This is a genomic window from Knoellia sp. AC549, from assembly GCF_979258975.1.
Genome location: NZ_OZ409890.1, coordinates 1,747,749 through 1,760,201, shown reverse-complemented (window position 1 = coordinate 1,760,201; position 12,453 = coordinate 1,747,749). Strand labels below are relative to the sequence as shown.

Below are 12,453 nucleotides of genomic sequence, written 5' to 3'. Positions count from 1 at the left end.
TGCCCGCACCCTCCGGGGTGCCCGCGGTCCAAGACGTTGTCGTGCCTGCTCCACCCCACACACAGTTAGGTCGGTATGCCGTGAAGTTCCGCGTCGAGCGTGAAGTCCTGGCCGAGGCAGTCACCTGGGTCGCCCGCGGACTCCCTGCCCGCCCTCCGGTGCCCGTCCTGGCCGGCATCCTCATCGAGGCGAACGACGAGGGCACCGTGACGCTCTCCGCCTTCGACTACGAGGTGTCCGCCCGCCTGACCGTCGCGGCCGAGGTCAGCGAGTCCGGGACCGTGCTCGTGCTGGGGCGCCTGCTCGCCGACATCTCACGCAACCTCCCCAACAAGCCGGTCGATGTCGAGGTCCAGGGCTCCAAGGTCCAGGTCGTCTGCGGCTCGAGCCGCTTCAGCCTGCTCCAGATGCCCTCGGACGACTACCCGACGCTGCCCACGTCGCCCGAACCCAGTGGCTCGATCGACGGCCAGCTCTTCACCCAGGCGGTCAGCCAGGTGTCCGTGGCCGCCGACCGCGGCGACACGCTCCCGATCCTCACCGGTGTCCGCGTCGAGATCGAGGGCGACAAGATGACGCTCCTCGCCACCGACCGCTACCGCCTGGCGATGCGCGAGCTCACCTGGAACCCGACGGACAGCGCCGCGAGCCACATCGTGCTCGTGCCCGCGCGCACCCTCGCCGACACGGCCCGGTCGCTGGGCGCCTCCGGCTCGATCGACGTCGCCCTCGGCTCGGCCGCCGGTGGCGACGGGCTCGTCGGCTTCGAGGCCGGCTCCCGGCGCACGACCACGCGCCTGCTCGACGGCGAGTACCCCAAGGTCAGCTCGATCTTCCCGACGAGCTCCGACACCGAGTCGGTCATCAACACGGCCGAGCTCGTCGAAGCGGTCAAGCGGGTCGCGCTCGTCGCCGAGCGCAACACCCCCGTGCGGCTGCGCTTCACCGAGGGCCAGGTCGCGATCGAGGCCGGCACCGGCGAGGACGCCCAGGCGAGCGAGGCCGTCGAGGCCACGCTCACCGGCCCTGACGTCGAGGTCGCGTTCAACCCCGGCTTCCTCCTGGACGGCCTCGGCGCCGTCGGCACCGAGTTCAGCCGGCTCTCGTTCACGCAGCCGTCGCGCCCCGCGGTCCTCAGCGGTCAGGCCGAGGCCGACGGCGAGGCCGACACCAGCTATCGCTACGTCATCATGCCGGTGCGCTTCGCGAGCTGACCGGCGTAGCCTGACGCACAGCCGTCACCACAGGCCTGGGTATGCCGCTCACTGAGGTGAGCACCCGGCATACCTTTGATTTCAAAGATTTTCAGGACCAGGACGTCGCTCATCTGAAGGGGTAGTCAATGCAACTGGGACTCATCGGGCTCGGCAAGATGGGCGGCAACATGCGCGAGCGCATCCGCCGCGCCGGCCACGAGGTCGTGGGCTTCGACCACAACCCCGAGGTGTCGGACGTCCGGACGCTTGCCGCGCTGGTCAAGAAGCTCGACGCTCCCCGCGTCGTCTGGGTGATGGTGCCGCACGGCGACCCGACCCGCGAGACCGTCGCCAAGCTCGGCGACCTGCTCGACAAGGGCGACCTCGTGATCGACGGCGGCAACAGCCGCTTCACCGATGACATCGAGAACGAGAAGCTGCTCAAGACCAAGGGCATCGGCTACCTCGACTGCGGTGTCTCGGGTGGCATCTGGGGCCTGGAGAACGGCTACGGGCTCATGGTCGGTGGCACGAAGGCCAACGTCGCCAAGGCGATGCCGATCTTCGACGCGCTGCGGCCCGAGGGTCCGCGTGACGAGGGCTTCGTCCACGCCGGCGACATCGGCGCGGGCCACTACGTCAAGATGGTGCACAACGGCATCGAGTACGGCCTCATGCACGCCTACGCCGAGGGCTACGAGCTCCTTGCCAAGAAGGACATCGTCAAGGACGTCCCCGGCTCGTTCAAGGCCTGGAGCCGTGGGACGGTCGTCCGCTCCTGGCTGCTCGACCTCATGGTCAAGGCGCTCGAGGAGAACCCCGGCCTCGACGACGTCTCCGACTACACCGCGGACTCCGGTGAGGGTCGCTGGACCGTCGAGGAGGGCATCGCCAATGCCGTGCCGATGCCGGTCATCTCGGCCTCGCTCTTCGCGCGCTTCGCCTCGCGCCAGGACCACTCGCCGACGATGCAGGCCGTCGCGGCACTGCGCGGCGAGTTCGGTGGCCACCAGGTGATGACGATCGCCGAGGGCGAGAAGCTGCGCTCCGAGGCCGCTGCGGGTCCGAAGTCGGCGACCGCCGCCCAGGCCAAGGCCGCCCGCAAGGAGAAGCCGACCAAGAGCGCCGCCAAGGCCGCCGCTCAGGGGCGCAAGGCCGCGGCCGCCGGCCCCTCGTCCGGTTCGGGCTCGACCGGTGGCTCCGCTCCGACGTCCGGCACCGGCTCCACCCGGACGGGCGCGGCGAAGACGGGCGCGTCGAAGACGGGCTCGACGCGGAAGAGCGCCAAGAGCGCCACGAAGTCCTGAGCGACCAGGGGTGTATGTCCGGCACCTGACCGTCGGCGACTTCCGGAGCTATCCGAGCGCCGAGGTCCCGCTCGAGCCGGGCATCACCACGTTCGTCGGGCTCAACGGGCAGGGCAAGACCAACCTCGTCGAGGCGATCGGCTACCTCGCGTCACTGTCGTCGCACCGGGTCGCGAACGACGCGCCGCTCGTCAGGTTCGGTGCGGCCCAGGCGATCATCCGGGGCGCCGTCGTCCGGGACGGCCGCGAGGCGATGGTCGAGCTCGAGATCACCCCCGGCCGGGCCAACCGGGCGCGGCTCAACAAGTCGCCCCTGACCCGTCCGCGGGACGTGCTGGGTCAGGTGCGGACGGTGCTCTTCGCCCCCGAGGACCTGTCCCTGGTCAAGGGCGACCCTTCCGAGCGGCGACGTTTCCTCGACGACCTGCTCGTCGCGCGCCAGCCGCGGTGGGCCGGCGCTCGGGGCGACTACGACCGGATCCTCAAGCAGCGCAACGCCCTGCTGAAGTCGGCGGCGCCCGTCCTGCGGGGTCGGAGCAAGCAGCGACGGCCGGTCGAGGGGGTGGACGCACTCTCCGAGCGAGAGGCGGCCCTGCACACCCTCGACGTGTGGAACGCCCAGCTCGCCCAGGTGGCTGCCCCCCTGCTCTATGCCCGGCTGCGGCTGCTGCGCGACCTGGCGCCGCTGCTCGGCAAGGCCTACGACGAGGTGAGCGCCGGGCAGTCGGACGCCAAGGTGAGCTACAAGGCGTCGCTGCGTGAGGAGTTCGCGGCGCGGATCGCTGCTGGTGAGGTGCCCGAGCTCGAGGAGCTGCACGCCGAGCTGCTCGCGTCGTTCGCCGAGGTCCGCAGCCAGGAGATCGAGCGTGGCGTGACCTTGGTCGGTCCTCATCGCGACGACGTCGTGCTCACCCTCGGTGAGCTGCCGGCCAAGGGCTATGCCAGCCACGGCGAGAGCTGGAGCTTCGCGCTGGGACTCAAGCTGGCGGCATACCACCTGCTTCGTCATGACCTCGGGGACGACCCGGTCCTCATCCTCGACGACGTCTTCGCCGAGCTCGACTCGGGCCGGCGCGAGCGGCTGGCGGCGATGGTCGCCGACTGCGAGCAGGTGCTCATCACTGCCGCTGTCGAGGCGGACGTCCCGTCCGAACTACGAGGACGCACGTATGCCGTGTCGCTCGGTGAGGTGACCGCCCGTGAGTGACGACGCGAATCCGACTGCGGGACAGAGCGATTCGGACCTGCCTGCGGGCGACGACGCAGACGTTTCACGTGAAACCCCGGAGGACTTCATGAGTGCGCCGGCGGATGCGCTCTCGCGGGCACGGGCGGCGGCACGGTCCCGGGGACTGCGTCCGGGGGTCAAGCCGAAGCGGCGGTTCAAGGACGTGCCCGACGGGATGGGTGGTCGCAAGGGCGGGCGGGACCCGATGCTGCTCGGGGACGAGCTCGATGCGTTCGTGACCGAGCGCGGGTGGAAGGTCGACGTCGCGGTCGGCGCCGTCATCGGGCGGTGGTCCACGATCGTCGGCGAAGAGGTGGCGCAGCACTGTCAACCGGTCGAGTTCGTCGACTCGGTGCTGACCGTCCGCTGCGAGTCGACGGCGTGGGCGACGAACCTGCGCCTCATGTCGAGCACGCTCATGGGCAGCCTGGCGCGTGAGGTCGGCGAGGGCACGGTGACCGAGATCAAGGTCGTCGGGCCGAGCGCACCGTCGTGGTCGAAGGGGATGCGTCGGGTCCAGGACGGCCGCGGCCCCCGCGACACCTACGGCTGAACGACGCGTGATGGTTCGGTCCTGCTGAAGGCGTGACCCGTCACGCCTTCCCCAGGACCAGGATGGCCCTGCGGCGATCGGGCGGCTTCGCGGGGGTGCGGGTGTCGGAGGCGGGGGTGAGGATGGGGGCATGACGACGAACCCGGCCCCGCACTCCTGCTCGATCGTGCCGCCCTACCTGCTCGAGGCGCTCGCGACGTCGGGCGAGCCGCACCTCGCTGAGCGGGCCCGCGAGACGCTGCGCATCGACCAGCTCCGTTATGAGCGGCACGCCCGAGAGCACGCCCTGCGTGACACCGGTCGGCGGGTCAGCCGCACGGCCACCAGGGCGACGACCGATGCACCCAACCGACTGATCCACGACGCCGAGAACGGCACCACCCTGCCCGGCACCCAGGTGCGCGCCGAGGGTGAGCCGGCGACCGACGACGTCGCGGTCACCGAGGCCTATGACGGGCTGGGCGCGACCTGGGAGCTGTGGCACGCGGCATACGGCCGCAACTCGCTGGACGACAAGGGCCTCGGGCTCGTCGCCACGGTGCACTACAGCACCAACTACGACAACGCGTTCTGGGACGGGTCGCAGATGGTCTTCGGCGACGGGGACGGCGAGATCTTCCTCGGTTTCACCCGCAGCCTCGACGTCATCGGCCACGAGCTCGCGCACGGCGTCACCCAGTACACCTCCGGCCTCGTCTACCAGGACCAGGCCGGTGCCCTCAACGAGCACGTCTCCGACGTCTTCGGCATCCTGGTCAAGCAGCGCCTCCTCGGACAGAGCGCCGAGGAGTCCGACTGGGTCATCGGCGCCGAGCTGCTCGCGCCGGGGGTCAACGGTGTCGGGCTGAGGTCGATGAAGGCGCCCGGCACGGCCTACGACGACCCGCGCCTGGGCAAGGACCCGCAGCCCGGTCACATGGACGACTTCGTCGTCACCGACGAGGACAGCGGCGGCGTGCACATCAACTCCGGCATCCCCAACCGGGCGTTCCACCTCGTCGCGACGGCCCTCGGTGGCAACGCCTGGGAGGCTCCCGGCGCGATCTGGTATGCCGTGATCACCGGTGACATCAAGGCCGACTGTGACTTCGCGACCTTCGCCGCGCTCACCGAGGCGGCCGCCGTCGACGCGCACGGCGCGGACTCCCCGGAGGCTGACGCGGTGCGCAACGCCTGGCGTGAGGTGGGCGTCACCGGCGGGGCCGGGACGGACCCTGCCCCGGCCCCCGCACCCACCCCGGAGCCGGAGCCCACCCCGGAGCTGGAGCCGACTCCAGAGCCGGGGCCGACACCCGCGCCCGCGCCCGGGACCGAGCCGCAGGAGGTGCAGGTCCGCCGCACGGGCGGCTTCGCCGGGCTCGTGCGTGAGCGGACGGTGGTCCTCGACGAGCTCCCCGCGCCGGATGCCTCCGCTTGGCGCACCCTGCTCGCCGGGCCCAATCCCGAGCTGCAGTCCTTCGCCGGCGGACCGGCGCAACCCGACCGCTTCTGCTACGGCGTGACGTGTGAGGTGCCGCCGCTCGACGTGACGATCCAGGAGCCGTCTCTGCCCGATCCCGTGCGCGAGCTCTTCGACAGGACGCTTGATCTCTGAAGAGCACAGACCTCTGAACCGCCCAGATCTTTGAGCGGCACAGATCTCTGAGCCGCACAGATCTCTGAGCCGCACCGTCCTCTGAGCTGCACCGTCCTCTGAGCTGCACGGTCCCTGAGCCGAGCCACCAGCCGGGCGCGGGCGGAACCACAGCGGGGACCGAACCGTTCCTCCGGTGTGCGGCAGGCGCTGAACGACTCAGTGGGCTCCGTCGGGAGAGGATGAGCCATGCAGCGGTCCGCTCGTCCACGTCCTCGTCGAGTCGTCGTGGCCGCAGCCGTGCTCGCCCTCACCGGGATCGTCGTGCTCGCCGGCACCGCGCAGGCCGCGCCCCCGACCAACCAGCGCGCTGCCGAGAACAGTCCTTCGGTGACGACGAGCGACCAGTTCGTCGACGTCGGGGCCGAGAGCGACGGCAGTCCGGTCCGGCTCGACACCCGGCTCTACCTCCCGGCCGGTGACGGCCCCCATCCGGCGGTCCTGCTCGCTCACGGCTTCGGCGGCAGCAAGGACAGCGTCGATGGTGAGGCGAAGCGCTACGCCGCCGACGGTCACGTCGTCCTCACCTTCACGGCCCGTGGCTTCGGCCGGTCGGGTGGCCGCATCCACCTGAACTCACCGGACCACGAGATCGCCGACGGCACCGCCCTCCTCGACCTCCTCGCTGCACGACCCGAAGTGGTGAGCGATGGCGCCAAGGACCCGCGAGTCGCCGTCGCGGGAGGGTCCTACGGCGGGGCCTTCGCCCTCATGCTCGCCGGGGCGGACCGGCGCGTCGACGCCACCGTCGCCGCGATCACCTGGCACGACCTCGGCGCCGCTCTCTTCCCCCAGGCCGCGTCGGGCAGCACCACCCCCGGCCCCTACAAGCAGCTTCTGGGGCACCCGCTTCTTCACCGCGAGCCTCGGCCCCGTCGGCGGCAGCCCCGCGGGCGCAGGGCCGACCTTGCCGACCGCGCCATCCGCACCGCCCAGTGGGTCGACCGGCACCCCCGCCGACGCACTCTGCGGCCGCTTCGACCTCAGGCTCTGCGCCGAGCTCCAGGCAGCGGCGGTGAACGGCCGGCCGAGTCCCGGGCTCGCTGCGACCCTGCGCCGCAACAGCCCTCGCGGCACGATCGAGCGGGTCACCGCGCCCACGCTCCTCGTGCAGGGTGAGGAAGACACCCTCTTCGGGCTCGACCAGGCCGACGCCAACGCCGCCGGTCTCGCCAGGGCCGGCACCCGCCACGCCGTGCGCTGGACCGACGGCGGGCACGACGGCGCCGCCTCGAACCCCGGCCTCGACGAGGACGCCGCTGCGACCTGGCTGCGCACCTATCTCGAGGGCAGCCGGACCGACCCGCTCCCCGTGCCCGCCTTCACCTACTCGCTGCCGGTCCCCCGGCGCAGTGACGCCGCGCCCGTCGCGACCCTCGACCGCTACCCCGGCCTGAGCGGTGGCACCCAGCAGCTCGCGATGCGCGCCCCGGCCAGCCCGGCCGTCCTCCTCACCCCGCCGGGCGGCCAGCCGAACTCGATGACGTCCATCCCGGGACTCGGCTCACTGGAGCTGCCGACCTACCGGCTCGCGGCCCTGCCGGGCATGTCGGTCGCGTTCGACAGTCCCACCCTGTCGCGCTCGCTCACCGTGGTTGGCTCGCCGACCGTGCGGCTCCAGGTGTCGTCCACGGGCCCCGAGGCCACGATGTTCGTCTCGCTCTGGCGGGTCGAGGGCTCCGACGCGGTCCAGCAGCGGGCGCTCACGGCGCCGGTCCGGGTGGCTCTCACCCCCGGCCGGCCGACGGACGTGACCGTCAACCTGCCCGCGTCGGTCTGGTCCATGGCGGCCGGCAGCCAGTGGCGCGTGCTCGTCACCTCGACGGACAGCGCGTTCACCGTCCCCCGAGAGGCTCGCGCCGACCGCGTCACCCTGGCCGCCGCCACCCTCACCGTCCCGACGGCGTCGGGCGCGATCCTCGCCGCCACCACGGAGCGCGACACCGAGTCCCTCGCGCTCGCCGGCGGCATCGTCGCGCTCCTCGCAGCGATCACGACGTCGGCGCTGCTGCGCCGGCGCCGTCGGCAGCGTGAGGTCGTCCGCGAGGACTACGCCGACGTCCCCCTCGTCGTCGACAGCCTGGTCAAGACGTATGCCGACGGGCACCGTGCCGTCGACGACGTGTCCTGGCGGGCCGAACGCGGCCAGGTCGTCGGGCTGCTCGGCCCCAACGGAGCGGGCAAGACGACGACGATGCGGATGATGCTCGGCCTCATCAGCCCCGACTCAGGGTCGGTCCACGTCCTGGGTCGGCCGGTCCACCCGGGCTCAGAGGTGCTCGGCCGGGTCGGTGCCCTCGTCGAGGGTCCGGGCTTCCTTCCGCACCTCACCGGTCGCGAGAACCTCACGGCCTACTGGGCGGCGACCGGCCGCCCCGCTGAGGAGGCCGGCATCGACGAAGCCCTCGACGTCGCGGCGCTCGGCGGCGCCCTGGACCGACCGGTCCGCACCTATAGCCACGGCATGAAGCAGCGGCTGGGCATCGCTCAGGCCATGCTCGGCAAACCGGAGCTGCTCTTCCTCGACGAGCCGACCAACGGGCTCGACCCGCCCCAGATCGCGGCGATGCGCCCGATCCTGCAGTCGTATGCCGCCACCGGACGCACGGTCGTCGTCTCGAGCCACCTGCTCGCCGAGGTCGAGCTGACCTGCAGCCACGTCGTCGTCATGCACGCCGGCCGGGTCGTCACCGCGGGGCCGGTCGCCGACCTGCTCGCCAGCGACGACACGACCGTCTTCGAGCTCGGGTCGGTCGAGTCCCTGGAACCGGCACGCGCGGCGCTTGCGGGAGCGGACGGCATACGCTCGCTCGACACGGTCGACGACCCCTCAAGGCCCACGCTCACCGTGGTCGCCGACCGGCCCCGAGAAGCTCGTCGTCCGCGACGTCGTCGCCTCGGGAGCCGATGTCGTCGGGGTCGGCAGCCGGCGCCACCTGGAGGAGGTCTTCCTCGGAGTCATCGCGGCCTCGCAGCCGGGTTCCGACGACGACACCCCTGACGCCTCGCTCATCGAGCGCCTCCGCCAGGTGCGGGCACGATGAGCCGGCCACTGTCCTGGCGGTCCGAGCTCCGTCGCCAGCTCGGTCGCCGCCGCACCCTCTGGGTCATCGGCATCGTGGCCGTCCTGCCGCTCATCCTCGTCGCAGCGTTCTCGCTCGACGACGACCCGGGCCGAGAGAACGACACCACGGTCCGGCTCGTCGACCTCGCGACGAGCGGCGGCCCGAACTTCACCGTCTTCACCTTCGTCGTCTCCGCCGAGCTCCTGCTCTTCGGGGTGGCCGCGCTCTTCGCCGGCGACCCCGTCCCCGCCGAGGCGTCGTGGGCATCGCTGCGCTACCTGCTCACCGCTCCGGTCACGCGAGCGCGGCTGCTCACGAGCAAGCTCGTCGTCGGCTTCCTCAGCACGGCGGCCCTCGTCGTCGTGCTGCCGGCGTGGACCCTCCTCGTCGGCACCCTCGTCTATGGGAGCGAGCCGTTCACCATCCTCGGTGGCGGCGAGATGGCGTGGGGCGAGTGGGCCCCGCGCATGGTCATCGCGGTGGGCTTCGTCCTGCTGTCGATCGCGCCCGTCGGCGCCTTCTCGTTCTGGGTCGGGGTCCGCAGCCAGACCCCGCTCGCTGCGGTCGGCGGCGCGCTCCTCCTGCTCATCGTCTCCGGCATCCTCGACTCGATCGACGCCCTCGGTGACTGGCGCAAGGCGCTGCCGGCGCACTACTCGCGGGCCTGGCTCGACCTGCTCGTCTCCGGCCCGGTGGACTGGGTCGACCTGCGCCACGGCGCCCTGTGGTCGGTCCTCTACACGGTGCTCTTCGTCGCGCTCGGCTACCGACGGTTCCGCCGCCAGGACATCCTCAGCTGAGGACGCGGCGAGCCCGCCCGCCGACCCACCGGGCGACGGGCTCGATGATCGGCGACGCCCCCCGCCAGGCGATGTAGCCCGTGACCAGCGACACGGCGGCGCCGAGCGCCGAGTAGCCCACGCGACCCATCACCTCGAAGTGCACGAGGTAGATGAACAGCGAGGCCGACGCGAGGGGGACGAGCACCGGGACGGCGAACGCCGGCACCCGCAGGGAGCGCACCCACAGCAGCGTGAGCAGCCCTGCGGCCACGGCCAGCTCGCGCATCGGGTCACCGAAGAACCCCGGAACGACGACGGCGATGTATGCCGTGAGCAGCCATCGCTGCCACCGTGCGTCCGCGCGGGCCATGGCCCACCCCAGCGCGAAGAGCCAGAGCACCATGGCGGCGCGACCGTTGACGTGGTGCGAACCGACGCCGACGAGCCCGAACCGGAACACCAGTCCGGCCACCGCCAGACCCAGAGGAACCGCGAAGGGCCGGGCCCGTTCGAGCCGGTCGAGTGCGGGCACGCAGAGCGCCACCGTGAGAGCGGCCAGCAGGTGCACGAGCGCCTCGACGAACCAGTAGCGCCACTGGATGTGGCCGGTCCCCCCGCCCACCGAGGTCATCAGGGCGGCGTTCCACCAGGTGAACCGGTCGTCGATGAGCACGATGACGCCGATCCACACCGCGCTGGGCAGGGCGATGCGGGTGGTCGACTCGAGGAGGTGGGCGACCCTGTCCGACCGGTCGGCACCCGAGAAGCTGGAACCGCGCGAACGCGTAGCCCGCCACGGCGAGGAGCACATGGGCGCCACCTCGGATCTCCAGGACCCCGGCATGCGTGAGGACGATGAGTGCGATGGCGAGGCCGCGGAGCACGACCGAGGTCTCGAGCACCCGCCAGCGCAGCCATCCGGGGGTGCGTCGGTCCTGGGCGAGGTCCGCGGGCGGGGTGCCGTGCTCGGCGGCGAGGTCGGCGATGGTCCGGACGTGCCAGGAGTGCGGCAGCGTCCCCAGCAGACCCTCGAGCCGCACCGACATCTCGACGTAGGACAACGAGTCCCCGCGCAGGCTGACGAAGGAGTCGCCCACGGCGGCGTCGGGCCGGTCGAGCAGCTCGGCATACAACCGCCGCACCTCCTCCGAACCCACCGACTTCGTGCCCCATTGGGCCCGTTCCGAGGACGGTGCAGCTGCGCCGGATCCGGCCCGATGGGGCACGAAGTCGGCAGTCAGTCGTTCGGTGAGGGCCGGCCGGTCGACCTTGCCCGACCTGGTGCGCGGGACCTCGTCGACCGTGGCGACGACGACGGAGGCACGCGGGACGGCATACCGCTCACTGACGTCTCGCCGGACGCTCTCGATGGCGGAGCCGTCGGAGCCCGCGAGCGCCACGAGGAGCCGGTCGCCGCCGTCCATGACGTGGGCCGGGTGGCCGTCCGCGGCGAGGTCGGCCTCGACCCGGTCGAGGTCGATCCGCAGTCCGCAGACCTTGGCCAGCCGACTGAGGCGCCCGACGATCTCGACAAGCCCGTCCGGGGTGAACCGGGCGAGGTCACCCGTGGGGAGCGTGCTGGGCCCGGGCCCGTCGGCGAGGTCGGCCGCTGACGAGGCGTAGCCCATCATCACGTTGCCGCCCTCGTAGACCAGCTCGCCGACCCCGGCCGCCACGCCGTCGACGGGTGCGAGGCTGAAGTGGCCACCGCGCACGGCGACGCCGATGCTCGACGGGTTCGATGCGGCGAGATGCGGTGGGAGAGTGGCCATCCGGGCCGTGGCCTCGGTCTGGCCATACATCACGGCGAGCTCGAAGCCGCGCTGCGTCCCGAGCTCCGCCCATCGCCGGACCGCGGCGGGCTCCATCCGCCCGCCCGCCTGGGTGAGCAGGCGCAGGCGCGGCAGGTCCATCGCCGCGAAGCCCACGGCGTCGAGCAGGTCGTAGGTGTAGGGCACTCCCGCGAGCGTGGTCCCGCCTGCCTCCCGGAACGCGTCCCAGAAGCACGCGTCGACGACGGACAGGTCGGTGAGCAGGACGCTGGCCCCCACCGAGAGGTGGCTCAGCAGGACCGAGAGGCCGTAGCAGTACTGCAGCGGCAGGGTCGTCGCCGCCACGTCGTCGGGCCGCAGCGCCAGCGCGTCGGCGATCTGGCCCGCGTTGCAGTCGAGGTTGTGGGTGCTCAGCCGCACCAGCTTGGGAGAGCCGGTGCTGCCGGACGTCGACAGCAGCAGGGCGAGGTCCGGGTGGAGGGCATGGGCCGTGCCCGGGCGCCTCGCCTCGAGCCGAGGGCCACGCGCCACGACGTCCGGGTCCCAGGCGTCGACGAGCCGCGACTCTCCCGGCGCGGTGAGGATGACGGGGTGCCCGCCGGCGAGGGCGGCGAGGAGCGTCACGACGGTCTCGAGGTCGTTGCCGGCCTCGAGCAGCACGAGGCGGGGAGCCTCACCGAGCGCCAGGCGACGGTCGTCGACACGGTCGGAGAGGGCGGCATACGTCATCGTCTGCAGGCCCGCAGGGCCCATCCAGCCCAGGGCCGAGGCGTCGCCGAAGGACCGCAGCCGCCCGACGAGGGCGACCCGGTGCTGGGAGCGGGCAACGGCGGTCACAACCGACGATGATAAGGGGATTTGGTTTGGCTTACCTAACACCGCAAGAATGGGCTGTCAGCGTTCCACCTCTCAGGAGT

General features: G+C 71.9%; 10 protein-coding genes. 8 read left to right on the top strand and 2 right to left on the bottom strand.

The window, feature by feature from the left end; translation table 11 throughout:
- Positions 1-80: 80 nt before the first annotated feature.
- From dnaN to ACZZ98_RS08445, 8 genes are all read left to right on the top strand, one after another.
- Positions 81-1,214, top strand: a complete 1,134-nt coding sequence (gene dnaN / locus ACZZ98_RS08480) for a DNA polymerase III subunit beta (RefSeq protein ID WP_380086462.1) — start codon at positions 81-83, stop codon at positions 1,212-1,214.
- Positions 1,215-1,342: 128 nt separating this feature from the next.
- Positions 1,343-2,503: a phosphogluconate dehydrogenase (NAD(+)-dependent, decarboxylating) gene (gnd, locus tag ACZZ98_RS08475; RefSeq protein ID WP_463515825.1), complete on the top strand. Its 1,161-nt coding sequence runs from the start codon at positions 1,343-1,345 to the stop codon at positions 2,501-2,503.
- A 10-nt stretch (positions 2,504-2,513) separates the two neighbouring features.
- Entirely contained in the window at positions 2,514-3,710 is a 1,197-nt protein-coding gene (gene recF, locus ACZZ98_RS08470; RefSeq protein ID WP_463515824.1) for a DNA replication/repair protein RecF, read from the top strand.
- 88 nt (positions 3,711-3,798) lie between these two features.
- A complete protein-coding gene (locus ACZZ98_RS08465) occupies positions 3,799-4,284 on the top strand; it encodes a DciA family protein (RefSeq protein WP_463515823.1) in 486 nt (161 codons plus the stop codon).
- A 130-nt stretch (positions 4,285-4,414) separates the two neighbouring features.
- A complete protein-coding gene (locus tag ACZZ98_RS08460; protein ID WP_463515822.1) occupies positions 4,415-5,878 on the top strand; it encodes a protealysin inhibitor emfourin in 1,464 nt (487 codons plus the stop codon).
- A gap of 228 nt (positions 5,879-6,106) precedes the next feature.
- On the top strand, positions 6,107-7,036 hold the full coding sequence (locus ACZZ98_RS08455) for an alpha/beta hydrolase (protein WP_463515821.1): 930 nt from the start codon (positions 6,107-6,109) through the stop codon (positions 7,034-7,036).
- Positions 6,933-8,918, top strand: coding sequence for an ATP-binding cassette domain-containing protein (locus ACZZ98_RS08450; RefSeq protein WP_463515820.1), 1,986 nt, complete (start codon positions 6,933-6,935; stop codon positions 8,916-8,918). Before ACZZ98_RS08455 ends, ACZZ98_RS08450 begins: the two co-directional genes overlap by 104 nt.
- Positions 8,919-8,957: 39 nt before the next feature.
- Positions 8,958-9,782, top strand: a complete 825-nt coding sequence (locus tag ACZZ98_RS08445) for an ABC transporter permease (protein WP_463515819.1) — start codon at positions 8,958-8,960, stop codon at positions 9,780-9,782.
- Here ACZZ98_RS08445 and ACZZ98_RS08440 read toward each other — a convergent pair.
- Positions 9,775-10,134, bottom strand: a complete 360-nt coding sequence (locus ACZZ98_RS08440) for a hypothetical protein (RefSeq protein WP_463515818.1) — start codon at positions 10,132-10,134, stop codon at positions 9,775-9,777. The genes ACZZ98_RS08445 and ACZZ98_RS08440 overlap by 8 nt on opposite strands.
- Positions 10,055-12,373, bottom strand: coding sequence for a non-ribosomal peptide synthetase (locus ACZZ98_RS08435; RefSeq protein WP_463515817.1), 2,319 nt, complete (start codon positions 12,371-12,373; stop codon positions 10,055-10,057). The genes ACZZ98_RS08440 and ACZZ98_RS08435 overlap by 80 nt, the downstream gene beginning before the upstream one ends.
- Between the last annotated feature and the right edge of the window lie 80 nt (positions 12,374-12,453).